Source organism: Bradyrhizobium sp. MOS001 (assembly GCF_004634465.1).
Taxonomy (GTDB): domain Bacteria; phylum Pseudomonadota; class Alphaproteobacteria; order Rhizobiales; family Xanthobacteraceae; genus Bradyrhizobium; species Bradyrhizobium barranii.
On the sequence record NZ_SPVJ01000031.1, the window covers coordinates 61,991 to 85,834 of the forward strand.

The 23,844-nt window shown below is 59.9% G+C and carries 27 protein-coding genes, 1 tRNA gene and 1 pseudogene; 9 read left to right on the forward strand and 20 right to left on the reverse strand.

Annotated elements, in window-relative coordinates:
* Positions 1 to 250: 250 nt before the first annotated feature.
* Genes CT676_RS29330 through CT676_RS29340 form a run of 3 tightly spaced genes read right to left on the reverse strand, consistent with a single transcriptional unit; the run spans position 251 to position 1,641 of the window.
* Positions 251 to 628 (reverse strand): TIGR02301 family protein, encoded by a 378-nt coding sequence (locus CT676_RS29330; RefSeq protein WP_011085347.1) that lies wholly within the window; start codon positions 626 to 628, stop codon positions 251 to 253.
* A 47-nt stretch (positions 629 to 675) separates the two neighbouring features.
* Complete coding sequence (locus CT676_RS29335; protein WP_085402579.1) at positions 676 to 1,110, reverse strand: NUDIX hydrolase; 435 nt, start codon at positions 1,108 to 1,110, stop codon at positions 676 to 678.
* Between the two features lie 30 nt (positions 1,111 to 1,140).
* A complete protein-coding gene (locus tag CT676_RS29340; protein WP_028152167.1) occupies positions 1,141 to 1,641 on the reverse strand; it encodes a hypothetical protein in 501 nt (166 codons plus the stop codon).
* A 63-nt stretch (positions 1,642 to 1,704) separates the two neighbouring features.
* Between CT676_RS29340 and CT676_RS29345 the strand changes: the two genes are divergently transcribed.
* On the forward strand, positions 1,705 to 2,475 hold the full coding sequence (locus CT676_RS29345; protein ID WP_135215924.1) for an SOS response-associated peptidase: 771 nt from the start codon (positions 1,705 to 1,707) through the stop codon (positions 2,473 to 2,475).
* A 108-nt stretch (positions 2,476 to 2,583) separates the two neighbouring features.
* Here the strand turns inward: CT676_RS29345 and CT676_RS29350 are convergent, their stop codons facing one another.
* The 6 genes from CT676_RS29350 to CT676_RS29375 all read right to left on the reverse strand — a co-directional run bounded on the left by CT676_RS29350 (position 2,584) and on the right by CT676_RS29375 (position 8,551).
* On the reverse strand, positions 2,584 to 3,777 hold the full coding sequence (locus tag CT676_RS29350) for a CoA transferase (RefSeq protein WP_085402581.1): 1,194 nt from the start codon (positions 3,775 to 3,777) through the stop codon (positions 2,584 to 2,586).
* A gap of 36 nt (positions 3,778 to 3,813) precedes the next feature.
* Positions 3,814 to 4,743 carry a glycine reductase gene (locus tag CT676_RS29355; protein ID WP_085402582.1) on the reverse strand — a complete coding sequence of 310 codons (930 nt, stop codon included), beginning with the start codon at positions 4,741 to 4,743 and terminating at the stop codon, positions 3,814 to 3,816.
* A gap of 280 nt (positions 4,744 to 5,023) precedes the next feature.
* Positions 5,024 to 5,605 (reverse strand): NUDIX domain-containing protein, encoded by a 582-nt coding sequence (locus tag CT676_RS29360; RefSeq protein ID WP_085398461.1) that lies wholly within the window; start codon positions 5,603 to 5,605, stop codon positions 5,024 to 5,026.
* 13 nt (positions 5,606 to 5,618) lie between these two features.
* The gene (locus CT676_RS29365) at positions 5,619 to 6,059 is read right to left on the reverse strand and encodes a GNAT family acetyltransferase (protein ID WP_085398460.1); all 441 of its coding nucleotides are present in this window, start codon (positions 6,057 to 6,059) and stop codon (positions 5,619 to 5,621) included.
* Entirely contained in the window at positions 6,056 to 7,483 is a 1,428-nt protein-coding gene (locus CT676_RS29370; protein WP_085398459.1) for an FAD-binding oxidoreductase, read from the reverse strand. Before CT676_RS29370 ends, CT676_RS29365 begins: the two co-directional genes overlap by 4 nt.
* Before the next feature lie 78 nt (positions 7,484 to 7,561).
* Entirely contained in the window at positions 7,562 to 8,551 is a 990-nt protein-coding gene (locus CT676_RS29375) for an L-threonylcarbamoyladenylate synthase (protein ID WP_167768198.1), read from the reverse strand.
* A 68-nt stretch (positions 8,552 to 8,619) separates the two neighbouring features.
* Between CT676_RS29375 and CT676_RS29380 the strand changes: the two genes are divergently transcribed.
* Positions 8,620 to 8,696, forward strand: a tRNA-Pro gene (locus CT676_RS29380).
* Positions 8,697 to 8,870: 174 nt separating this feature from the next.
* Here CT676_RS29380 and CT676_RS46295 read toward each other — a convergent pair.
* Positions 8,871 to 9,434: pseudogene (locus CT676_RS46295) on the reverse strand (tyrosine-type recombinase/integrase); the annotation flags it as partial.
* 6 nt (positions 9,435 to 9,440) lie between these two features.
* On the opposite strand from CT676_RS46295, the gene CT676_RS46300 reads away from it, so the two are divergent.
* Positions 9,441 to 9,740, forward strand: coding sequence for a hypothetical protein (locus CT676_RS46300; RefSeq protein WP_343287550.1), 300 nt, complete (start codon positions 9,441 to 9,443; stop codon positions 9,738 to 9,740).
* On the opposite strand, the gene CT676_RS45420 is transcribed toward CT676_RS46300, so the two are convergent.
* Positions 9,737 to 10,111, reverse strand: a complete 375-nt coding sequence (locus CT676_RS45420; protein ID WP_244623300.1) for an excisionase — start codon at positions 10,109 to 10,111, stop codon at positions 9,737 to 9,739. The genes CT676_RS46300 and CT676_RS45420 overlap by 4 nt on opposite strands.
* Before the next feature lie 822 nt (positions 10,112 to 10,933).
* On the opposite strand from CT676_RS45420, the gene CT676_RS29395 reads away from it, so the two are divergent.
* Complete coding sequence (locus CT676_RS29395) at positions 10,934 to 11,677, forward strand: hypothetical protein (RefSeq protein WP_135215926.1); 744 nt, start codon at positions 10,934 to 10,936, stop codon at positions 11,675 to 11,677.
* 173 nt (positions 11,678 to 11,850) lie between these two features.
* On the opposite strand, the gene CT676_RS29400 is transcribed toward CT676_RS29395, so the two are convergent.
* Both CT676_RS29400 and CT676_RS29410 read right to left on the reverse strand, forming a co-directional pair.
* Complete coding sequence (locus CT676_RS29400; protein ID WP_063981152.1) at positions 11,851 to 12,972, reverse strand: IS630 family transposase; 1,122 nt, start codon at positions 12,970 to 12,972, stop codon at positions 11,851 to 11,853.
* Positions 12,973 to 13,373: 401 nt separating this feature from the next.
* Positions 13,374 to 14,177, reverse strand: coding sequence for a hypothetical protein (locus CT676_RS29410; protein WP_135215927.1), 804 nt, complete (start codon positions 14,175 to 14,177; stop codon positions 13,374 to 13,376).
* 747 nt (positions 14,178 to 14,924) lie between these two features.
* On the opposite strand from CT676_RS29410, the gene CT676_RS29415 reads away from it, so the two are divergent.
* Positions 14,925 to 15,425 (forward strand): hypothetical protein, encoded by a 501-nt coding sequence (locus tag CT676_RS29415; RefSeq protein WP_135215928.1) that lies wholly within the window; start codon positions 14,925 to 14,927, stop codon positions 15,423 to 15,425.
* Positions 15,426 to 16,136: 711 nt separating this feature from the next.
* On the opposite strand, the gene CT676_RS29420 is transcribed toward CT676_RS29415, so the two are convergent.
* From CT676_RS29420 to CT676_RS29430, 3 genes are all read right to left on the reverse strand, one after another.
* Positions 16,137 to 16,352 (reverse strand): hypothetical protein, encoded by a 216-nt coding sequence (locus CT676_RS29420; RefSeq protein WP_135215929.1) that lies wholly within the window; start codon positions 16,350 to 16,352, stop codon positions 16,137 to 16,139.
* Between the two features lie 192 nt (positions 16,353 to 16,544).
* Positions 16,545 to 17,354 (reverse strand): hypothetical protein, encoded by an 810-nt coding sequence (locus tag CT676_RS29425; RefSeq protein ID WP_135215930.1) that lies wholly within the window; start codon positions 17,352 to 17,354, stop codon positions 16,545 to 16,547.
* Between the two features lie 59 nt (positions 17,355 to 17,413).
* The gene (locus CT676_RS29430) at positions 17,414 to 18,046 is read right to left on the reverse strand and encodes a DUF4339 domain-containing protein (RefSeq protein ID WP_167768199.1); all 633 of its coding nucleotides are present in this window, start codon (positions 18,044 to 18,046) and stop codon (positions 17,414 to 17,416) included.
* Between the two features lie 101 nt (positions 18,047 to 18,147).
* Between CT676_RS29430 and CT676_RS29435 the strand changes: the two genes are divergently transcribed.
* Complete coding sequence (locus tag CT676_RS29435; protein ID WP_193560914.1) at positions 18,148 to 18,378, forward strand: helix-turn-helix transcriptional regulator; 231 nt, start codon at positions 18,148 to 18,150, stop codon at positions 18,376 to 18,378.
* A 27-nt stretch (positions 18,379 to 18,405) separates the two neighbouring features.
* On the opposite strand, the gene CT676_RS29440 is transcribed toward CT676_RS29435, so the two are convergent.
* The 4 genes from CT676_RS29440 to CT676_RS29455 all read right to left on the reverse strand — a co-directional run bounded on the left by CT676_RS29440 (position 18,406) and on the right by CT676_RS29455 (position 21,324).
* Positions 18,406 to 18,741, reverse strand: coding sequence for a DUF3768 domain-containing protein (locus CT676_RS29440; protein WP_135215932.1), 336 nt, complete (start codon positions 18,739 to 18,741; stop codon positions 18,406 to 18,408).
* A 117-nt stretch (positions 18,742 to 18,858) separates the two neighbouring features.
* Complete coding sequence (locus tag CT676_RS29445; RefSeq protein WP_135215933.1) at positions 18,859 to 19,425, reverse strand: hypothetical protein; 567 nt, start codon at positions 19,423 to 19,425, stop codon at positions 18,859 to 18,861.
* Between the two features lie 235 nt (positions 19,426 to 19,660).
* A complete protein-coding gene (locus CT676_RS44780) occupies positions 19,661 to 20,599 on the reverse strand; it encodes a hypothetical protein (protein ID WP_135215934.1) in 939 nt (312 codons plus the stop codon).
* 128 nt (positions 20,600 to 20,727) lie between these two features.
* Complete coding sequence (locus CT676_RS29455) at positions 20,728 to 21,324, reverse strand: site-specific integrase (RefSeq protein ID WP_244623301.1); 597 nt, start codon at positions 21,322 to 21,324, stop codon at positions 20,728 to 20,730.
* 296 nt (positions 21,325 to 21,620) lie between these two features.
* Here CT676_RS29455 and CT676_RS29460 point away from each other — a divergent pair, with 296 nt between their 5' ends.
* The 3 genes from CT676_RS29460 (at position 21,621) to CT676_RS29470 (ending at position 23,676) form a co-directional block, all read left to right on the forward strand.
* Complete coding sequence (locus CT676_RS29460) at positions 21,621 to 21,986, forward strand: hypothetical protein (protein ID WP_135215935.1); 366 nt, start codon at positions 21,621 to 21,623, stop codon at positions 21,984 to 21,986.
* Positions 21,987 to 22,329: 343 nt separating this feature from the next.
* Positions 22,330 to 22,977 carry a hypothetical protein gene (locus CT676_RS29465; RefSeq protein ID WP_135215936.1) on the forward strand — a complete coding sequence of 216 codons (648 nt, stop codon included), beginning with the start codon at positions 22,330 to 22,332 and terminating at the stop codon, positions 22,975 to 22,977.
* A gap of 291 nt (positions 22,978 to 23,268) precedes the next feature.
* Positions 23,269 to 23,676, forward strand: coding sequence for a hypothetical protein (locus tag CT676_RS29470; RefSeq protein ID WP_135215937.1), 408 nt, complete (start codon positions 23,269 to 23,271; stop codon positions 23,674 to 23,676).
* The last annotated feature ends 168 nt before the right edge of the window (positions 23,677 to 23,844 follow it).

The following is a 23,844-nucleotide window of genomic DNA, read 5'->3' on the forward strand; positions in this document are numbered from 1 at the left end:
ACGAAAGGTGTAGCACGCGTATTAACGCCCGCTAGGCCACATCTTTAGGAACGGTTAACGGCTGTGAACAAAGTCGATGACAGGGTTCCAGATGCGCGTTCGCGTTCATCTCTCGTCATTCCGGGACGCGCCGACAGGCGCGGGCCCGGAATCCATCGTGCGTCAGAGTTGGTGGCCCGATGGATTCTCAGATGCGCAATTGCGCATCGTAGCTCGCGCTTCGCGCGCCCCGGAATGACGGAAAGAGAAATCAGTTCGCGTAACGCGCGGTGAGATCACGCGAGATCTTCGAGCCTTCCTCGATATAGCGGCGGATCGCCACCGTCGCGGCCGGCGTGCAGCTCCGATAGGTCTGCTGGAAGCCGTTATAGCCGCGGTTGAAGCCGGCGATCATGCGGGTGCGGCGCTCGCCCGAGGGGGTTTCGGCATCGATCAGCGCCTGCATCTCGCTGCGCCATTTGTTGCCCTCGTTGGACCCGCAGATGCCGCGCAGATAGTGCAGGCCGCCCAAAATCTCCGCCAGCCGCTGCAAATCGGCGTCAAACGGCGCCGCCACGTCCTGGGCCCTCGTGGGCACGGAGGCGCAGGCGAGAATCAGGGCAAAAATGGCCAGAAATCGCGTGGACATCGGCGGGGTGTATGCCCCCTCGGGGCGGAGGACGCAAGACGGGGCAGTCAGGGCCCGATCAGCCGGGCGGCCGACAGGATGACCTCCTCCAGCCCCCCGGTCAGCTTGAGGTCGCCGAGGCTCGCCAGGGCGCCGGGGGCGATCCAGCGGTAATCGTCGAGCTCGTCGTTGAGAGCCGGCTCCTTGGCCACCCAGCGGGCGGCAAAGGACATGATCAGGTAATGGCCGGCGCCGGGGGCGGTCGGCAGCACCTCGCGCCAGCCGGCGAGGCCGATGATTTCGATGGCGAGCCCGGTCTCCTCGTCGACCTCGCGCGCCAGCGCCTGGTGCAGCGATTCGCCGAACTCGACCCGGCCGCCGGGCAGCGAATAGAACCCCTTGGCGGGCGAGCGGGCGCGGCGGGTCAGAAGCACCTTGCCGTCGCGGAAGATGGCGGCGCTGACCGCGATCTGGGGGTGGGTGGGCTGGATGACCGCAGGCATATCTTCAACGACCCTTCAACAGCCCTTGGCTCAATTCGCCATGATGGTGTCGACGTCGGCTTCCGCGCCGCCATTGATGATGCCGCCGCAGGCCGCGATCAGCGGCTTGACCCAGAGCGTGGCCTGCTCGGCGAGGCGGACGCGGGTCGTATCCTTCTCGACCTCGCGCATGGCCGAGCCGACCGCTGTCAGGATCGAGGTCATGGTATCAGTGATGTGGTCGAACTGGGCGCGCACGTTCGGATCGGCCTTCTCATAGGCTTCGATGGCCAGATCCCGTGCCTTGAAATTCGACGCGGTGAAATGCTCGGCATAGGACAGCGGCGACCAGGTCAAAAAATCTTCGGCGCATTCCGGCATGTCCGGGACCATTTCCAGCAGCATCACGGCTTCATTGAAATGGTTGAGATAGTCGGTGGCAAGCCCGGTTCGCGGGTTGATGTTGGCCACGCGCAGCCGCTCGGCCCAGGCGGCGGCCTCGGGGCCCGTCTGTACATGCGTCCGCGCGGGTTGGGAGGCCTTTGAGCTCATCTGCCGCAGTGTTAGCGTTCGGGGTTAAAACGACCTGAACGGACCCTATATAGATCGCCAAGGATGTGTGGACGCTTCGTCATAACTTCGGCCCCCGCGGCTTTACGGCAACTGTTCGGCTACATCGAGCAGCCGAATTTCCCGTCACGGTACAACGTCGCGCCGACACAACCGATTCCAGTCGTGCTGCTCGAGAACGGCGCGCGCCATTTCCGCTTGATGCGCTGGGGATTGTTGCCCAGCTGGGTCAAGGATCCCAAGGGATTTACGCTCCTGATCAACGCGCGCTCCGAGACGGTGCTGGAAAAGCCCGCCTTCAAGAACGCGATTCGGAGGCGCCGCGGCCTGATTCCCGCCGACGGCTATTATGAATGGAAGACGGAGGGCGGCCGCAAGCAACCCTTCTTCATCCACCGCGCCGATGGCGAGCCGCTCGGCTTCGCTGCGGTATTCGAGACCTGGGTCGGGCCGAACGGTGAGGAGCTCGACACCGTCGCGATCGTCACGGCGGCGGCGGGCGAGGATCTCGCCGCGCTGCATGACCGCGTGCCCGTCACCATCAGCCCGCGCGATTTCGAGCGCTGGCTCGACAGCCGCGGCGACGATGTCGATGCGGTGTTGCCGCTGATGTCCACCCCGCGCATCGGTGAATTCGCCTGGCACCCGGTCTCCACCCGCGTCAACCGCGTCGCCAATGACGACGATCAGCTCGTGTTGCCGATCAGCGCGGAGGAGATGGAGGCCGAGGCAGAGGCAGAGGCTGCGAAGCCGAAGAAGGTCGCGCGGAAGGTTGCTGCTAGCTCGTCAGATGACGGGCAGGGGTCGTTGTTCTAGGCGGCGGTGCCGTAGGGTGGGCAAAGCGAAGCGTGCCCACCATCGTGTTTCAAGCAAGTGGATAGACGGTGGGCACGGCGCGTTGCGCCTTTGCCCACCCTACGCGATCTACACGATCTCTTTTGCCCTGAGCGCCGCGATCTCCGCTGCATCAAATCCCAGCTCGCCCAGCACAGCATCCGTATCCGCACCCAATTCCGGCGCCATCCGGTCCAGCCGGCCGCCGCCATGGGCGAGCTTGAAGCCGCTGCCGGCAAAGCGCAGGCGGCCGTAGGGCGTATCCAGCTCCTGGATCGCGCCGCGGGCCTGGATTTGCGGATGATCGATGACCTCCTCGACCTTCCAGATGCTGGCGCAGGGCGCGCCGGCATCTTCCAGGATTGTCTCCCACTCGCGCGCAGGCCTGGCCGCCAGCGCCTCCTCGATGATGGCGCGCAATGCGCTCTCGTTCTCGTTGCGCGCGAACCAGTCGGTGAAGCGCGGGTCCGACAGCGTGTCCTCGCGGCCGAGCGCGGACATCAGCGCGCGGTACTGCTTCTCGTTGTTGACGGCGAGCAGGATGTGGCCGTCGCCGCATTTGAACAGATTTGCCGTGGTCCGACGGCTCACCGCCTGGTTACCCGACAGCTGCTGGCGATGGCCGGCGACCGACCAGTCCGCGATCTGCCCCGAGAGAAACGCCATCGTTGCCTCCAGCATCGAGACGTCAATGAGCTGTCCCTTGCCGGTGCGGTCGCGCTGATACAGCGCGCTCGACACGCCGAATGCGGCCGTGGCGCCCGAGAGCACGTCGCACACCGCAAAGCCCGCGCGCGTCGGCCCCGTCTCGGGATGGCCCGTGATCGCCATGATGCCCGACAGCGCCTGCATCTTGCCGTCATAGCCGGGCCGCAGGCGGTCCGGGCCGGTCTGGCCGAAGCCGGACACGGCGCAATAGATCAGTTTTGGATTGATCGCCGACAGCGCCTCATAGCCGATCCCGAGCTTGTCCATCACGCCCGGGCGAAAGTTCTCCATGACGACGTCGACTTGCATCACGAGCTTCTTCACGATCGCGATCGCATCGGGCTTTTGCAAATCGAGCGTCAGGCTGCGCTTGTTGCCGTTGATGGCCTGGAACGCCGGCGCCAGTCCGCGCTCGGCCCATTCGCGGCTGAGCGGCGTGCGGCGCATGTCCTCGCCCTCGCGCCGCTCGACCTTGATGACATCTGCCCCCAGCAGCGCGAGCTGGTAGCTCGCATAGGGGCCGGCCAGCACTTGCGTGAAGTCGAGAATCTTCACGCCCTCGAACGGTCGCGTCACGTCGCTCTCCCCATTGTTTGTTGTTGTCGGAGGACGTCAGGCGGCGCGGTTGCCGCGCGCGATCTCCTTCTGCTTGTCGAATTCGGCGCGGCGGCGCGCCAGCTCTTCGGGCGAGAGCTGCGCGACATTGTTGTAGTCGAGCTTCCAGGACGCGTCCTCGCTCCAGCGCAGCGGCGACTGCATCGTGGTCTGCGGCCCGCTCGCGCTTTCCAGCAGCGTCAGCGCGAGCTCGAGTGTTTGCGCCTGCGAGGCGACGTCGTGCGGCTTGCCCGCCGAATTGCCGAGCGGGAAGTCCGAGAACAAGAAGCGCGGCACGGCGGCATGCTCGATGATGTCCTTGGCGCAGCCCATCACCACGGTCGGAATGCCGTTGGCCTCGAGATGCCGCGCCACCAGTGCGGTGGTCTGATGGCAGACCGGGCAGTTCGGCACCAGCACGGCGACATCGACCTTGTCAGCGAGGCAGCGCGCCAGGATTTCCGGCGCGTCGGTGTCGAGCGTGACGCGATGGCTCCGGTTGGTCGGCGCGCCGAAGAAACGCTGGCTCACCTCGCCGATGCGGCCTGCGGCAGATGCCTTCAAGAGCTGCGGCAACGGAAACCAGGTGCCGTTGTCGGTCGCCGTGGTGTGCTTGCGGTCGTAGCCGATGTGCGAGATGCGCAGATCGTGCTGCTTCGAGGTGTCGCCGTCATAGACCTGGTAGAATTTCGCCCCGCCATTATACGCCGCGCCCGGGCCCTGGTCGCCCTTGGTGGGATCGTAAGGCGCGGCCGTGGTGATGATCGTCACGCGCGATTGCGCCAGCGGTTTTTTCAGCGGCTGGAACGGCGCCTCGGTGTAATGCGCCCAGCGATATGGCGTGGTGTAGCCGATCGCGGTGTAATATTCGCGCGTGCGCTGCATATAGGGGACGGGGGAGTCATAGTCGGGCGCAAAGCCGAATTCGTCGTCGCGCGAAGCGGACATGGGGCGCGTCTCCTGGTTCTTGGTTGGGACCAGACTAGAGATAGTTTTGGGGTAGCTCAACCGGGGCGGGGCGGCGCAGGGCAGAATTGCAGGCTTAGTGGAGCCGATTGCGCTGTCTTCCCCTCTCCCCTTGTGGGAGAGGGTGGCTCGCCGCGGAGCGGCGAGACGGGTGAGGGGTATCTTTCCGCGAGCCCGCTTTTTCTGAATTTGCGGACGCATACCCCTCATCCGGCGCTTCGCGCCACCTTCTCCCACAGGGGGAGAAGGAAGAAAGCGTAACTCACCTGAAAATATGCAGCGCCGCGTATTGCAGCAGCATGATCGCCTTGGCGTCGATGATGCGTCCATCCGCGATCATCGCCAAGGCCTCGTCGATCGAGAGCTCCAGCACCTCGATGTCCTCGCCCTCGTGCTCGAGGCCGCCGCCGTCGCTGACCCGCATCTCCGGCTCGTATTCGGCGACGAAGAAATGCAGCTTCTCGGTGATGGCGCCGGGGCTCATGAAGGCCTCGAACACCTTGTGGACGTGGTGCAGGCGATAGCCGGTCTCCTCCTCGGCCTCGGCGCGGATGCGCACCTCGGGGGAGGCATCGTCCAGCACGCCGGCGGCCGCTTCGATCAGGAGATCGTCGTAGCCGCGGATAAAGGCCGGCAGGCGGAACTGGCGCACCAGGATCACCGTACGCCGTGCGCGGTTATACGGCAGCACGGCGGCGGCGTTGTCGCGCTCATAGGTTTCCCGGTGCTGCGTCTGCCACTCGCCATTGGCGCGCTGGTACTCGAACGTCGTGGTCTTCAGCGTGGTCCAGCCGTCCGAGAGCACGCGGACGTCCTTGATGCGGACGCGGTCGGAAATGGTCATTGCTGTTTTCCAGCTACGTTGTGGAAGCGCGGCCGTCGAGCCACTTCTGGAACATCACCGAGGTCGATTCCTCGAAACCCAGCGACTGGTAGAACGCATTGGCTTGCGCGTTCTCGCGGCGGACCAGCAGTTGCAGCTTCAAAATGCCGGCCTGCCGCAGCCAGTCCTCGGCCGCGACCATGATGACGCGGCCATAACCGCGTTTGCGCCCATCGGGATCGACCGCGACGTAATAGACCCAGCCGCGATGGCCGTCATGGCCGACCATGGCGGTGGCGACGATCGCGCCGCCATCGCGGCCGATCAGCACGGTGGAATTGTCGCGCCGCCGCGCCAGCGCGATGTCGGCATGCGGATCGTTCCAAGGGCGCGTCAGGCCGCAGCGCTGCCACAGCGCGACGAGGGGCTCGACATCGGCGTCGGTGATCGCATCGATCGTAAGTGAGACGCTCACAGCACCTTCCCCGGATTCATGATGCCGAGCGGGTCGAGCATCGCCTTGATCGACCGCATCAGCTCGATCGCGGTCTTGTCCTTCACCTCGGGCAACTCGTCGCGCTTGAGCACGCCGATGCCGTGCTCGGCCGAGATCGAGCCGCCCATGCGCAGCACGATCTCGAACACGACCGCGTTCATCTCGTGCCAGCGCGCCAGGTAATCCGCGGTGTTGGCGCCGATGGGCTCGCTGACATTGTAGTGCAGATTGCCGTCGCCGAGATGGCCGAACGGCACCGGCCGTGCGCCGGGGATCAGTTTCACGACGGCGGCATTGGCTTCGTCGATGAAGGCGGGCACGGCGGCGACCGGAACGGAGATGTCATGCTTGATCGAGCCGCCCTCCGGCTTCTGCGCCGACGACATCTCCTCGCGCAGCTTCCAGAAGCCGTTGCGCTGGGTGAGGTTGGCCGCGATCACGGCGTCGTCGACGATCTCGTCTTCCATGGCGCGGGTCAGGATCGTCTCCAGCGGCGTGCGGGCATCGTCGCCGGGCGAGGACAATTCCATCAGCACGTACCAGGGATGTTTTGCTTCGAGCGGGTCGCGCACGTCGATGCCGTGGCGGACCGAGAAGTCGACCGCCATCTCCGACAGCAGCTCGAAGCTCGTCAGCGCGTTCGCGGCTTCGCCTTGCGCGATGGTCAGCAGCTTCAGCGCCGCCGCCGGCGATTTCAACCCGACGAAGGCGGTCTCGATCGCCCGCGGCTTCGGAAACAGCTTGAGCGTGGTCGCGGTGATGATGCCGAGCGTGCCTTCCGCGCCGATGAAGAGGTTGTGCAGATTGTAGCCGGTGTTGTCCTTCTTCAGCTTCGACAACACGTTGAGCACGCGACCGTCGGCGAGCACCACCTCGAGCCCCAGCGCCATCTCGCGCGCAACACCATAGGCGAGCGCGGCGGTGCCGCCGGCATTGGTCGAGAGATTGCCGCCGATGGTGCAGCTTCCTTCGGCGCCGAGCGAGAGCGGAAACAGCCGGTCCACGTCGGCCGCCTTCTGCTGCGCGACCTGGAGCACGACGCCGGCCTCGCAGGTCATGGTGTTGGAGGCAGTGTCGACCTCGCGGATCTTGTCGAGCCGGCGCAGCGACACCACCACTTCGCCGTTGTGCGGCGTCTGGCCGCCGACGAGCCCAGTGTTGCCGCCCTGCGGCACCAGCGCGATTCCGTGCGCGGAGGCGAGCTTGCAGATCGCCGAGACCTCCGCCGTCGAGCCCGGGCGCAGGACCAGCGGCGAGCGGCCGTGAAACAGGTTGCGCTCCTCGGTAACGTAGGCCTCGATGTCGGCCGCGTCGGTGATGGCATGTCGGTCGCCGACGATCTTGCGGAATTGTTCGATCAGCTCTGGCGCAAGCGGCGGGGTGGCAGATTTATTGACGTTCATGCTCTTGTCTCTTGTTCGCTCTTATCTCTTGCGCATGATCTTATCGGAAAACCGCTGCATACTTTTCCGGATCATGCGCTATCGGGCGACCGCGGCCCGGCGCAGCCGGTCGTTGATGGCCTCGCCAAGTCCTTCTTCCGGCACCGCCATCACCGCGATCGCTCGCGGGCTCTTCGCATCGAGGGCGCGAAGATAGCCGAACAGATTGGTGGCGGCTTCATCGAGATCAGCCGCGGGCGACAAATTCATGACGGCGGCGGCGGCCTCCAGGCCCGGCAGGCGATCGGGGCCGAACGCCAGCAGCGCTTCGCCAGCTGCCACATCGCGCGCATTGAGCCGCACGCTGGCGCGCGGCGCGTAATGCGAGGCCAGCATGCCCGGCGCCAGCGGCTGGCTGTCGTCGCTCTCGGCCTCTACGGGTGGCCGCGCCAGCGGCGCGCCGAGCACGGCCTCGATCCGCTCGCGCGACAGCCCGCCGGGGCGGAGCAGCATCGGGACGTCGAAACAGCCGACAATGGTCGATTCGACGCCGACCGTAACAGGCCCGCCGTCCACGATCAGGTCGATCCGCCCGGCAAGGTCGCTTTCGACATGGGCTGCCAGCGTCGGCGAGACATGGCCGGAGATGTTGGCGGACGGCGCCACCAAGGCCCCGCCGAAGGCGCGCAGGATCGCCTCCGCCACCGGATGGGCAGGAATGCGGATCGCGACCGTGTCGAGCCCGGCGGTGGCCAACTCAGCCACCGGACAGTCATCCGTCTTCGGCACCACCAGCGTCAGGGGCCCCGGCCAGAACGCTTCCGCAAGCCTCAACGCACGCGCGTCGAAACGCCCGATCCGGCGCGCGGCGGCGAGATCGGCGACATGGGCGATCAGCGGGTTGAAGGCCGGCCGCCCCTTGGCGGCGTAAAGATGGGTGATCGCGGTGGCATTGGCGGCGTCCGCCCCGAGCCCGTAGACCGTCTCGGTCGGAAACGCGACCAGCCCGCCGGCGGCCAAAATCCGGGCGGCAGCTTCCGCGCCGGCCGCGCCGGCCGGTAAAATCAGCGTTTCAAGACCCGTTTTCACAGGGACAAAATTCCTCATGCCGGCCGCTTGCGGTGCGTCAAACCCGACGCTATAAGCCGCCTTCTTGTCGGAGTGTGGCTCAGCCCGGTAGAGCACTGCGTTCGGGACGCAGGGGTCGCAGGTTCGAATCCTGCCACTCCGACCAGAAATCATTAGGCTTTTTCTTCTGATTTCGATCCTCGGTCAAGTTGACCACCGTTTCGGCCACCGAAACGTACCGGCTCTTTTGACCAATGGCCGCAGCCGCCCCCTGGAGGAAGTCCGGGTGGTGATGGCCATAAGTGTCCTGCAGGACCTCGGGTGACATGCCCAGGAACCCTGCCGCCTCCCAGATTGGCACGCCACGCTGCATGAGCCACGTCGCAGCTGTATGGCGCAGGGTGTGGGGTGTGACCCTCCCTGGCAGGCGGGCAAGCCTTACGGCGGTCTTGAAGCCCTTTTTCACCGAAGCTACCGGCTTGCCGTTGAACTCAACAAAGCACTCTGTGATCAGCTTACGGTTCCACCAACGCCGAAGGTGGGTGAGCAGCCGAGGCGGGATGGGGGCTGGCGTCTGTCGCTTCTTTGTCGCGCGCTTGCCAATGGCCTTACGATAAAAAATGCCGTGCTCCAGATCCACGTACGAACGCCCAGTTATCGCATATGGCGACGCCGATGCGATCGCGCCTGCCCGAGTGCCAGTATACAGGCCGATCAAGATAAACCGCGCGATATGACGCAGAGGCCTTCGGTTCGTGGCGACCGGGCCGCCCTTCGACGTTCCCGAGTGGATCGTCTGCTTCTCGCGATATCTCCAACAATGCCAAAGCAACGCTGCGGCCTCCTTGCGAGTCAGCCATCGGTCGCGGGCCTCACCTTTGGGAGGGAGCGACACTCGCACCATGCCGCGGTGAAAGCCTTCCTTTGCGTGGTGATTGATCGCGGCGCGCAGTGTCTCAAGGTCACGGCGAGCACCACCCGGACTGCCACGATGCTTGGTGTAGCCTGCACAAGTCTGGGCATTAACCTGCGCCAGCTTCTTGCCACCCCAATACTCGTTGAGTCGCTCAATTCGGGCCTCGACCTCGAACTGGTCGCCGGGCTCGCCAATGTCGGTCAGATAAATCGAGAGGACATCAGCACAATCGATGTCCTCAATGTCTTGGCGGCGCCGTTCGGGTTGATACTTACGAGCGATGTAGTCTGCTAGGGCTTGCTCTGCTTTTGCTGGCGGCTTTTTTTCAGACGTGCTCGCAACGCATCCTGTGGCGATATGGCGATCGCCGTCTTTGATGATCCAGACGGCTTGGTGGACGACCTTGCCGTCTCTATATCTGGGCTTACGTTTGTAGAGCCGAGCTCCCTTGCTTGGACGCGGCATAGCTTCCTCATTTCATTGATGGATTCCAGAGTGGTGTAGTCTTTGCCCGCAATACGTTCCACTTGCAGCCGACCGCGCAAGGCTTCGCGCCGCAGGCCCGATGCCGTCATCGAACCGTCGGGAAAAGCCAACTTTGCGGCGATGGAAAGACGGAGTGGCGCGTCAGGCGCGAGCCGGCTAGCAACAAGACTATCGTCCATACCCAAACGTCTTCCGAAGTCCGATAGACTTCAGTTGAAGACTGGACAGCGAACAGTCGAATACGGGGCTGTCTTTTGAGTTTTGGGTGTGGTGTAGAAAGTAGCAGCGGGGCTAAAGCGACCGCTTCACCTCACAATCTATACAATGATCGAGCGAAATTCAAGTTTCGATGCTTCAACCGACGCAAGCCGGATCGCTCGGGCCTCGTCGCATCTCCGCGGCATGCTCTTCTAGCTTCTCAGCGCCGCATTGCGATGACCGTGTGCGACCATTCGCGAACGTCAACGAACAACAAAAGTTAGCGCAAGTGCGCCTTCATCCGATCTCTCGGCCCCAAAACTGAGTACCAAATTCGGTGCCGGTCATCGTTTGCGCTAAGGGCAAACTAAGGCAATTCTTATTGACCAGATTGCGTTTTCGACTAATATTCGGGTCACGGATCAGCGTTGAGCGCCGATTGGGCGTCAAGTCCCTGATCTTAGTCTTAGCCACGATAGCAGACAGGTGGTTGAGCATCTGCCGGCGGACCGCGATGGTTCGCTCAGCAGACAACGAGTGCCCGCGAAGACGTTTCCTGAATGGTACTTCGCGGCTCGACGCGGCAGGCAGTATCCTGCAACTCGCGGCCGACCGTTGGAATCCACTAAATTTCAGATTCACCCAAGACTGATGTTCGAATGTGCTTCGCGCTCGGCGTGGCAGGCATTGGGCCTGCAACTAGAGGCCGATTGCTAAGTCCACTCAACCTCAGGCTTACCCGAAACTGATCTTTTCCGCTCTCCATTGAGCGGAGTGGAGACCTATGTCCATGGGTACCAAAAATGGCTGAAATCAACTTGGGCGCGTCGAACGTGGCGCGAGAGTCAACAACAGCGGTATGTTTGTTTGACGACGTCATGATCGAACTCAACCGTGCGAGAGATAAACACCGAAGCTTGGCGGAAGGGTACCGGATCGCCGAATATAAGGTGATGGGCGAGGCAATGAAAATTGCCTTCACAATCGAGCGAGACGATGAACTCAAAACGCGCTTCCGGAAAGAAATGGGCGCGAGAGACGTTGTTTATGCCGCGTTGATCTTTGTCTGTGAGGCGGAGACGGAGCAGGCGAGGAAGATGGCATCAAAAAGAGCCCGAGCCTTGCGATATGTGGTGGAGCGACTTGATGTTCCGCTCGACAAGATTTCTGAAGCCGTAGCCGAACACGGAGGAATTGAGAAACTGGCAAGGCTCGCGGCGCAGGAGCAGCCACGTAAGAAGCGCCCCGCGCGCGCTAGCGGTGCTGAAGATTTTGATGACTGGCCCAAGGCAATAGAAGCGGGCAAAGAAAGTCAAGAAAGATCGGCCGAGGCAGAGATTGTTGACCTCGATTCGCCGATTCAATTTGGCCTGCCGGCTGCATTGCGAGCTAAGCTAGATCCATTCAGCGGTACCAAAATAACAATGACAGGTTATGTGCGTAAGACCGCGGGCACCGTGACGGCGTTTGCGGTGGAGAAAATCGTAATGCAAAAGGTTGCACATGCGGCGTCGGCAGTCGAATCCGAGGAGGATTGGGGTGACTGAAGTATTATAGGCTTCGCTTAAAGCGAACCCTTGACCCTTCACCACACTACGACTCGTCAATTCCTGTGTGGTCCAAAGCTAAGCGACGACGATAACGCTAGATGGACCACACAGCCCAACCGATATTATTGTCTTGTGCCCCAGGCCAATAGGCTAGTACCTCGTCACAGGGATTATGACTCTTTGGAAGTGGCGGGGTAGGCGCCAGCCATTTTGGCGCGAGCCTTGTCTGTTGTGAACATCCATTTGATGCGGGAGCGGGCGGCATTTCGTTGTCGTTCCCAGGCGGTGATTTCGCGGCGCAGTCGCTTAGGGTCGTCGATCCTGCGATCCAGGCACTGGCCCCGCAGGACGCCGATTTCGATCTCGACCATGTTGAGCCAGCTTGCGTGTTTTGGGGTATAGTGGAACTCGAGCCGTCGCAAAATCCGCCTGGCTTCGGCGGGCGGGAACGCCTGATAGAGGGCGCCGGCGGAGTGGGTCGATAAATTGTCCTGGACGACCCGGATGATCTCGGCGTCGGGATAATGGATGTCGACGAGATCACGCATGCATTGGGCGTAATCCCTTGCCGCTCGCCGCTCGGTGACCTTGACCTTGCGCCAGGGACGATGCACGTCGAGGAGAACGAAGAGATTGACCGTGCCATTGCGACGATACTCATAATCGTAACGTTCGAGCCTGCCGGGCTTGGCCGGGATGGGCTGACGCGTTTCGCCGATGAGTTGCACCGGGCTTTCGTCGAAGCACACCACTGGCCGCCTGGAGTCGGGTGCCTCGGCATAGAGGTCGAGCACATCCTCCATGCGGGCGACGTATTCGCCGTCGACCTGCGGAATGCACCACATGTCTTTGCGCCAGGGCTTGAGGGCATTCTCGGCCAGGCGCCGCCGAACCGTCTCGTGCGACAGGCTCTTGTGTTCGGTGAGCTTGACCATCGCACCCGCCAGCAGCTTTAGCGTCCAGCGGGCACGGCCCCTTGGCGGACTGGCGCAGGCTGTCGCCACCAGCAAGGCTTCTTCCTTGCCCGTGAGTTTGCGCTCCGCCCCGGGACGCGGCTCTTCGCTCAGCGCCCGCTCCAGATTGCCTTCCACGAAGCGTCGCTTGGTCCGGTACACGGTCGAGCCGCTCACGCCGACGCTCCTTGCGATCTCCTCGTCGCTGGTCTCGGCATCGGCGGCCAGCAAAATCTGCGCTCGCTTGAGCTTGCGGGACGCATGCTTGCCGCCGCTGAGCAGCGCCCTCAGTTCGGTGCGCTCGATTTGGCTGAGTTCGACCCGATAGCGTACATTCATGGCGTGCCTCCTCGTTCGAGGCACGCACGAACAACTGAATCGGATGGCCGGCGTGAGTCCTTCGACAAAACCCTTCACGCCCACGCAGGGGCAGTATCTGGCTTTTATCCACCTCTATACCCGGCTGCATCGCAGGCCCCCGGCCGAAACCGACATGCAGGAATATTTCCGCGTCAGCCCGCCTACGGTTCACCAGATGGTCCTGACACTGGAACGCGCCCGCCTCATCAGACGGCAGCCAAGGACGCCTCGCAGCATCGAGGTCCTCGTTGATCCGAAACTCCTGCCGGAGCTAATCTGACCGCCGGACCCAACCTGTCAAAATCACTGTGCAGAGCCACTAGTCGGTTTGCGTCATCTTCGACTTGCGCCATCTTCGTCCAAATCTGGCGCGCTATAATTTACCTCATTGTCAGCAACGGAAAGGCATCATCACGGCCGTAGCGTATTATGCGGCCCAAGTAACCTTGCCGATGCAATAATAGCGCTAGCTCAGCTTCCTGAGCCTGCTCCAGCGGTCTTTTTTCTGTGTCGGCATTGCCCCGACGATCTATTATAGGAACCCGCTGATAGAAGCTCGATTTGAAGCTGTAGGTGGCTGTTTTTATCCGATCCTCATCGTTTGTCCGTTGAGGAGTGACGACGATGGGCCTCGGAGTGTCGTCATCGTTCGGATAATACCTACCAAGGCTGCGCTCGATCTGGTTTTTCGCACCACCTTGGAACAGTAAGTAAATATGGGGACGCCATTTGGGATGGCGGCCATCGTCAAATATCTGAAGGGCGTAGTCAAAAGCGCCGACCGCGATTACGTCGCCGGCGAAGTTTCGCGCAATCTGCTTCCGGAGGCGATCCTTGATATGATCCCAATTGAACCGGTTAAGCTCTCCGATGGCGAAGAACAGGTCTTGTGGGACGATGCTCACCGTAAACCAGTAGTCTGGATCAATCGCCACGTATTTGCTGATTTCCGAGCCCCACCAGAGTCGGAAATGGCGGCGGCAAGTTGGACAGGCTGCCGACCGACACGGCCCCAAGCCGCAGTTCCCCAAAAGGTAAGCTAGTCGCCGACCACTTTCTCCGCCTTGCTCCAGGGCCGTCCCAAGTCGTTGGCGCGCTATCCTAGCCTCTCTGGAGCTCTCAAATCCTGCAGGAAAATCCTCCTGGTTAACTTTCAGTGCTGCGCCGCGGAAGTCGAATTTCATTGTTACACCTGCGAAAGCTGTTGCGTTCTGAATGGCGTCCAGTGGCGTGGGGGCCAGGTCCGCTACAAACTTCTCAGGTTTACAAGTTCGACTTTGTCCGCGACTCCCTGTGATCCTCAGTCACAGACTGGTCCGCGACAGCCTCTGAGGAGGACGCCTAAAACATCGGTCGAGGACGAGTCCTAGACTGAATAGGGGGCGCTTTCTCTCATTAGCCGTCTCAGAAGGAGCGGCCGCGGTAGCGGCATGTGCAGTGTAGAACATGTAAAGCTAACCAGAGTGGCTCGAGCGCCATCGCAAAGCGCACTAATTCTATGCAGTGGCTAATGACGGTGAAAACATCGCCACTTTCCGAAGTTGAAAGAATCCTGCGCGGCAATGGCAGTTATGACGTGCTCGTCACTCGATAACAAATCCGTTTTTGTCGATCACACGAACGATGGCTTTACGAACGCTACACCTCAGTTGATCGACTTGCCGACGATGGGCCACCTGATTCAGGCTGGCTCCTGAGCAGCGAGGGACTCTGGCGCCAGTCGGAGGTGGCGTATTGTCCTCGACAACGCGACGATCAGAGCCCCACCGTTTTCGGCAACGGTGGGGCTTTTCTTGTTGCAGGATTGCGAATCTGCCAGGGGGAAGAGAAGTCTCTGCCGCACGGGTGAGCTATCAAGCGGGGAGCAGTTCAGGTGATCTTGTAAATGCTTCCTGTCCAGCCGCGATGTTGCGGCCAACAAGGAGCACGAAATGAAAGTTAGAGTTGACGCCATCGTTGCTGAGATCGCCAATGTTCTCGACATCAGCCTGTTGAGGCACGACCCTGAGTATGCGGATCTGCCGCGATTTAATAGAATGCACCTAATCATGAGATGCCTAGCACGTCGCGGTATCGCCAGAGGTGAGAAGTGCGGCGGACGCAAGGTTCGATACTGGAAGCCCTCGCGTCACCTGGAAATAGACGTCGGTGTGAAGGGACACGGAATTCCAAGCGAACTTGAACGGATCGAGGCTCCGGTGGTGTTCTCGACGCTTGCTGACGATCTTTCGGAGTTTTTGGGAGCCAACGGAGAAGCGGTTGATGAGGTGGCGTCCTTCGTGGTCCACCTCTTTGGGAAGTGTGCGTTGGGATTGCTGGAGTACCGCGGGAAAGAAGACGGACTGTGCCAGCTTGCAAGGTCTTCAGGTGGAATCGATGTAGCCAAGAAAGCCCGAGATAACTCCCGCTTTGTGGTAAAAGATTCGGTCTAGGCAACTACGAAGGTGTTACTGTTTATAGAGCCGCCATGGAGTTGGCGGAAATGTAAGTCGTCAATCAAGGCGGGCTTTCAAGCCCGCCTTTTTTGTCCGGACACGGTCGCCAGAAATGGCCGTTCGATCAGGGGGCTGCCATTTACAGAGGTGGGACCGAGCGGTCGAGAACCCGACTGCGTCCCGCCCATGCTCCAATGGATATTTCCGATTTCTCAAGGCGAAAATTCTGATATCGGCCCATTCGCTTTAGGCGATCATTTGCAGAAAAGACGATCAGCTCTGAGCGAATTTGAAACTTGTAAACCGAACAGGCGCTCTTAGACGCCGGTCATCACGATGACCGGCGTCTTTGCGTGAGTTCGTGAACAAGGCAGGGCATGGTTTCTCAATCAGTCCAGTCCCCCTCTGGGTAATCACGGCGTAACCGTCGCCGCTTCCTCTTCGCTTGCGCGGCTTGGCGGGCACATCCAGCTCGTCCGTCGTGCCATCGCGCGAATCGCCGGCGCTTGGTGGCCGGGACGCGTTGGGGGGAGCTGTATTCCAGTGCTCGTACCCGGCAGCTCTTTTGCTTGTGGTTCGTGTCAGGCAGGACGGCCCGAAAGCAGCGCGCGGATCCTCTACTAATACCTGTCTCAACGTTAGCATTGAGTCGTAGCTGTTGAGGCGCTCTCAAATGATGTTTTTAGCGTATCGCTGGTCGAAAAAAACTCAATGCACGGTCGTCGAAATAGCAGCAGCGATTCTGGTTTCTTCATGAATTCTAGCGATCCGCGCGGCTTCCAAAACCTGTCGGTAAAGACTGGGTCCAATTCTCGGGATCAACAAGCTGACCGTCTTGCCGGTGCCGAGCACGTAGCCCAGCGGCAGTTTTCTGGCGAGCGCGCTCACCTCGGGAGGCTGACGGATCAGGATGCGGCAGTTCATGTCCATAGCCGCGGAGACGATGCTGTCCCTCAGGACGATGAACCGAGCACCGCGAGGATCTCCATTGTCATCCAAACCGAGGACGTAGACTTGGTCTGCCCCCGAAGGTTCTTCTCTTTGGCCCATCATAACCCCCAGCGGTCGCGGCGACGAGGTAGCCTAGATTCCCTCTTCGCTGCATAAAACTGTGCGTTAGAACTTTGGAGGCGGCACCGCAGCCCTTTGCTTCTCTAGGAGGGCATCCCGATCTTGGTCCAAAAATCGAGGCTCGTTGATAGTGAGCACCCATGATGGAATTGGAGAGTTCGAGGATCGCGGTTCGCTGGAGTACTGATCAAGCTCCATCGTCGAGAAGTTGCTGAGGTGCCAAATTCGGTTAAATGGCCGGGTATGAAATTGGGCGGAGATTAAACCGACGAGTTCCGGGGCTGGTGCGCCGGATTGGAAGATGTAGGATATGGCTGTCACCACGTTGGGCGACATGTTCTCGGTCAATCGGGCGGCAAGCCGATTGCCCTTGGCGTTCGTACACTCCAACATCGCTGGCTTTGGCGACGAGATGCTACATTCTTTTTCAGCCATCGCGGCCTTTGCCGCAGCTTCGGGCATACCGGTCGCAACTCCCAAAATATCCCTTTTTGTAAAGGCGTAAATGTCCGTTAATTTTTTATCCGTCCGAGTGAAGCTGGTCGTGACGTGCTTCCAGCTTTCGTAGTCGTCCGGGCGAAGCAAAAAGAACGGCTGCGCGCCCAGGATGGCATATTTCAGGCTCTCTGCGGAGCCGCCTTGATCGTAGCTTGTTGCGGCGACCACCGGTTGACCGATAATTCTACCGTCTCGATCCAAGTCGAAACTGACAGCATAGTTGAGGTTGACTTGTGGAGCGGGAAACCAGTGCTGCATGATTTGAGCACGGATGACCGCTATGGGGTCGGGCGGCGGCGTCTGAGCAAGTGCCGACGAACACGCGAACATTGAGAGCAGAGCAATCCATTTCAACATTTGTGATCTCTGGTGTGAGTTACGTAATAGGTGGATGCCGGACCCGACGAGGCCCCGCGCTATCCTTCAACGGATGCGTAGATGAGAAATCCCGCGAACATGCTGATGATCCACGCCACCGCATAGTAGGGGCGTTGCTTCAGCCGTTTTGCCCTAAGGAACAGGTAGACCGGCGCGAGCAGCACGGCCGTTATCCGCGTTACCCGAGAGCCGTAGCCCGCCTGCTGTAGTCTGCGATCATCGAGCCAGCCCAAAAGGGCGTTGACCGCGAGGGGCACCTGGAACGGCAATCCTCTGCTCGGATGATACGGAAATCCAAGTGCTAGCGAGCGAACTGCAGCGTCCTGATTACTGGCGCTCACCACAGCCTCGATCACCCCGATAACGAAAGGCAAGAAGGCCAGCGTCCAGACGTAACCGTTGCCGATGTGCTTCGACGAAATGGCGGGTGGCTCGGCAGCTACAAGTTCACCTAGGTCGCTCTCTCGGAGGGGTTTCCATTCAGGCATACCCTTTCGCCAAACCTGAGTGTCGGTCTCAATCTCTTTCTTGTTCAGGAGGTCCTTGATGGTCGTCGCAGTCGTCGGGCCTCGCCGAGCGCCGTTTACGACGTAGTGCCACTCGTTTGGCCCGGGCTGGCTGGCGGCCCCAATATCCGGCAGCGGCGGTGGTGCAGAAAGCTCTTCAGTCACGTTGGTGTTCCTCGTTCTAGTGAAGGTGTTGGAAGTTGCCCTCGCTTCGACCCCAGATTCTCGCTTAATATGGAATATAGTCCCTAGAGACTATATGCCCGATGATGCTCCATCCAGCAATGCAGGATTGGCGCGTCATTGTTGGCAAGAATGTCCGGCGTATTCGTCAGCAGCGCCGAATGACCCAAGAGAAATTGGCGTTCGAAGCCGACTTGGATTTGACCTACATCGGCGGAATCGAGCGAGGTCGGCGTAACCCCAGCCTTATGGCAATGGCTCAAATTGCTGAGGCTTTGTCGGTGCCGCTCGTCAAACTCGTGAGCGAGCAGTGAAGGTTCTTGTCGGGGTCTATTGAGACTTTAGTACTCGTCTGCCCTCATGATCGTGATGATCCGCTCGGTTACGGCGGGGTCTGCCGGGTTGGGTGAGCGGAAGTTGAGCGACTTATCAAAATAGTCGATCTTGAACATCACGGCGGTGCCGTCAAAGTCAAAAGCACCAAAGTCATGCTCTTCGTGGGGATCGTTGGCGTGGCAAAAGTCGTCAAAGACGGCAATTGTCTTGACTAGGCGTTCCACGGCCTCCGGGCCCAGCTCGGCGATGCCGGCCGTGATGACGGCGCCGCCGCCGAGAAGGTGCTTGCGAAGCTCGTCGTTGAGCACGCGTATCCGGTCCGTGTCCGTGTGCGGGGACATGGTTGTTCTCCATGATGTCTGTTGGTTGATGGGCCTGGGCTCGCGTCTGCTGAGCGTCAGGCAGGGATAGGTGTCGAAGCCCGGGCCTTGGTCCGGGCTTGGCGCTAAGCGAGCTGGTTATTCTGGACCGGGGTTTACAAGCCCCACCTGGGCGATATGCCGGACGTAGGTGCCCTTGTCCGGGTAGTCGCGAAGCTGAAGTGTCAAAACCTGGTTCTCCCGCTTGGTCACTAAGCAAGGCCACCACCCAAACCCGGGGTCATCGTCCTCGACGAGCACCAGTTGGCCGACTGCGATGCTGTCCCACGTGCGCGGCAGGCCAGCAGCAACAACGCGGTCCGTCGCCTTGGCCTTTTCAGGGGATGGCGCGGGCTGGTGGACACGGCTTTCGTCACCGGCCGTATTGAGCGCTGCTTTGAGTTTGCCGAGGAGGTCGCGGCGGATCGGCGGCACGAACGCCTTGCCGCTCGCATATAACCTCCCCGCGGGCAGCTTCATGCCGATCTCGGTGACTGCTGGCGACGCCGGGTGCACGGATGCCAGCTTCATCTGCGCCGCAGCACTAGCGACTTTTTCGCTGAACTCGGGAAACCGAGCGCCCCGTGGTTTTCCTTCTTCATCAAGACCGAAGACAAAGAGCTTGTCTGGTGTGGTGACCGCTTTCTTCTCTGGCTGCTTTCCCATGTTTCTCCTCCTCAAAAGCATACGGGGCCTGAAAAGGCCCCGCTGTATGCAGTTCTCGCGATGTTGTGGCTTGGCCACGGTGGCGGGCCATTTGCTCGCCGAGGCAACTTAATCACGGAAGTGTCTCCACTATAAATTGCAAAGTCGTTGTTTGACCTTGTAGAGCGAGTATAGGCGAGCCGTGCTTCGCACTCAAGCGAATTATTCGCCAAAAATTGGTCGTAAGCCGCTGTTTTTACGTCGATTTTTGCGATTTTAACGGTATTCGATCGCACCTCTGATACAGGTGGCAGTAACCGATTTGGCAGGCTTGCCGGTCGTCAATTCGGTTGCCATTACAAAAGTTGAGGCCGTCGAGAGAGCAGAGCCTCCAAATGGAATTTTGCACGTATCTGGCGAACCTCTGCGGGAATACAGGGTTCAAGGCGCGCGTATCGATACGGCTGGCCACTGTCCTGATGATCTCCGCGCAGCCACCCGGGCCGTAACAAGCGGCGCCATAAGCGTGAGAGCTATCGCAGTCCTGTAGAATGCCCGTGCGATGCAGAAAGTTATGAACCAGCGTGTCTACCGCGATCATCGCGGTACCGGTTTCAAGCCAGAGCGGCCGGTGCTCGCGCACACCGATCAGCAGCGTCGAGAGCGTCATCATTAATATCTTGTCGGAGACGCCGTAAACGTTTCGCAGGGGGCCGATCAAGGCTTCCTGACGCGCCGCTTCCAGCTCGACCTTGGTCGAACCTTTTGCGCCGTCCAGTTGGCTGTCGATCCAGCCCACCAGATCGTTGTTGGCGAGGTCGCGGACGAACAAGAAGAGCGAGTACGCGGTTTGATTCAGTCGGCCGTTGCGAAGGTGTGGCCGGGGCAGGGCGCACGCATCGATGTGGTCGGGCTCCGCACAGGTAAAACTGGTCTTGTCGTATCGGCAGCCTTCGAAATGCCAGTAGCTGCGCAGCTTCGGGCAAGAGGGCGCATTCTTCTCGCTCGCTGCAATCGTCGACCAGGATGCCGTGCCATGCTTGTGCATGTAGTCGCGCGCGACGCGGTCTGAGATGCCTTGAAAGCTAAACGTCGTGACAAGCCAATCAAAAATCGGCGGCGTGTCAGCGAGGGCGACAGCTCGATTTAGGCCGGCGTCCCGAGCCTCGTTGTCGATCTCGTCAAGGAACGACATTGAACCGGCGACCGCACAGACTGTCCGGATCAAGCTTTCAGCGCGGCTCAGCGGATCGGAGGTTCTCGCCGCGACCGATTTCTTGCTAGTCGGGGTCTTTGCCGAGCGTCTACCTGGAACGCTGGTTACTAGATGAGGGATACCAGCCTCCGTTGGGCATCACTATCGCCATCGATGTAGCGTTGCGTAGTTTGGATGGATCGGTGGCCGGCCAGCAGTTGAACATCTCTCAACGAGCCGCCTGCCTTGTGAACCGCGCGAGCCGCTCGCGTAATGAAAGTCCTTCGTCCCGAATGCGACGAGCACCCCTCGAACCCGAGCTCATCATAAGCGCGGTTGAACCAGACAACGATGCTCATCGGTGTCATGGCGCCGCCGCGCTCGGATCGAATGAGGGGCCCATGCCCGTTGCATATCCGTCGTGCTTCAACGAGGGCCTGTCGAAGCTCGGGATGAATCGGAATTGAGCGACCGCTCCGTTTCTTGGCGATCTCGTCGCGAACTTCAAGCGTACCGCCGACCTCGCCGCTTGGGTCCAGCAGCATAGCCCATGTCAACTTGGCAATCTCGGCGGCACGAAGACCTGCCTTGATCGATAGTAAGACGATGAGACGGTTGCGAAGCGGGTGGCGAGAGCGCTCGGCGAAAAACAAGAGATCGTCGATATGATCAGTCGAAAGTGTCTTGGCTTGCTTGCCAGCCATCTCAAAAAATACCTGTTGCAATCAGATTCTAGAGAATCTGAGTCGGCGTGCAAGGGGAATTGCAGGTGAAGCAGGCGGCGCTTTCACCGACCGGTGAGGCTGTCGAGCTTGCCGCCAATTCTGGATAGGTCCGAGCGGCGCGTAGCGAGATCGAAGGAAGACGTGAGCGATATTTCAATGATCGATGAATGGATACTGATCCGAGCGACCCGATCTCTCTGTGGCTGACTGAGCTACGGCCGAATCGAAGCGCCCCAGAAACTTGTAAATCGTCCCAGCCGACCTCGCATTCCGCGATAAGGCGAAAGGAGCAAGAGATGGACGAAGACAAGACCAAGATGCCAAGGGCAACGCAGATCAAGACGAAGGGATCAAGGCGAACGGCAACAAGGAAAACCGTGGAAGCTGGAATGAACGACGAGTTGATGAAGGAGTGTCTCGACATCATTCGTCAGTATCGAAGAAAATGCGGCAGCTTCCGGCAGCGATACTTGGATATAAAGAGGGCCAACCGGGTCACGAAGGCACGAATAGTCAGGGAGTTCGTCACAACATTTGAGGAAATGGAGGATGACGCACGCGCCGCAGCACAGAAGCTAAGGCGTCGCCTTCCACCTCATAGACCGCTCGTGCAGTCCGACCTTGTTACGTACTTGGCAGGCCGAACAGTACGAGAAGCCTGAATCGTAATAATGAAGGGGGCAGTTCGCTGACCCCCTTCATGTACGAGAACGGTCTGGATCCGGCCATTTTGCTTCGCCGTTAGATCGAGGCTCATCGATCGTTGCGGTCGCGGGTAGGGCGGCCCTTCAGCAATGAGGGCGGCAACTGATAAGGATTCAGAATTTGCTTATCAGTCACGGCGGACATCTCGAATGGTCTTGATTAGGTTCTCTGGTGCTCAGGTCCTTTTCTAATCCTCACTCACAGCATTCGCAGCCTGCCCCCGAGTCAGACTTGTAAATGATCCTCGAAGCATCCCGCTTCCCTTCTCAAAACGAGAGGCGCATTTACAGGAGACAATCGATGAAGAAAATATTCGTAGATCCGTTCACGTTCGAAGTCGCTCGCACTCTATACAGAGGTCTCCCCGGAGGAGTTGGTGGCAACTGTGGCCCGACGGAGCAGCGCGCGCTAGTGGCGATCATCCTCGCTCTCAACGACTCTGGTTTCCTCATCTCCGAACACACGCGTCGTGAAACGTGGTTTTGCTTCGGACCTGAAGCCAAGGACTTGGATCACTTTGGAGACATTTCAGACGAAAGATTGGAGGGGCTAACTGCCCACACGATCGGGTTCAAGTTGAGAAGGTCGGAATTGTCACGCTCAATCGAACTGTCTGAACGATATCGTGCTGATTTTGACGTGGGCATCGTGAAAAATGCTTGGAGAGGGATCGGGACGATAATCGACCGGGTATTGAAAGGGGAGCTTCGCCTAATCGGACCTGAAGTGCAGGATGGACTGATCATCCAGGACCTCATTGGGTCCACACCGAAAGAAGGACACTACTTGTGGTTCTCGCTAGATAAGGCAAATAAAATGCCGTCTTTAGTGGACCTTGAGAGTCCAGTGCTCTTCGAGGGGCAGCCACTTAGAATTCCCTTAAAAGCTGCAGCTTCGGAGCGCGGGAGAAAATTTGTAACCTTGGGCCCCCCGATGGGCGGAGCATGATAACGGCATCCGGTGCGCCGATTTGCCGGGCGTAAATCACGATGATCCATCCAGGGTCGACATCTTGTAAGAGCGAAAATGACCGCGGACGTCGTCCGCGGTCATCCAAGGCTTCACAGACAGCAGCTTAGATGCATCCCTGCGTTAATTGTTAAGGTTTTGAGAGTTTGCTTATCAGTTCCTGAGCCGGAGACCCCATTCCTTTAGCTGCGGTTCCGCCAATAACCATTCGCTCATCTTGTAAAGTGTGAAGCGACCGAATGGAGCGGCGCAAAGCCAATGAGGAAAACGATGAAAATCAAAGAAGCAGATTTCGAATGCAATCTTTGCAAGAACGACAAACTAGATGGTGGTTTTCATGGAGCGACGTACGCCCAAACTATCGGCAAGACAGAAGACTTCGTGGGCAGCGAGCTTGTCGAGTATTCGATCACCGTCACGCGCGAACCGTGGGCGCGGCAGGAATCGCGGGGACACCGCGAGGTGCTACGAAGTCGAGGCAAAGCTGTCGCACAGATTGGAAAGACTTCGCTACGGGATGAGCTTGTCATCTTGCCTGGCGCAGCCATGAGCGCATCCGACGTTTTGCGAGCCTTGCGGAAATACATCGAAGAGGTGGAACGGAGCGGCATGTACGTCGGAAGGTACAAGGACGCAATCATTGTGGAGAAGATCGACGGGAGCTTGGAGGCGGTATAGCGGCGAGAGCCGGATCGGGCCGCACAGACGACGCAGCGATTAGGAGTACCGCTGCGTCGCTCTGTGTTGCCGCCCCACATTCAGAACCTTTAATTGGACCGTTTTGCGTGACTGATGAGGAAATTAAGAAAAGCTAGCCAGTTCCAACTGGCTAGCTTTCATCGATGA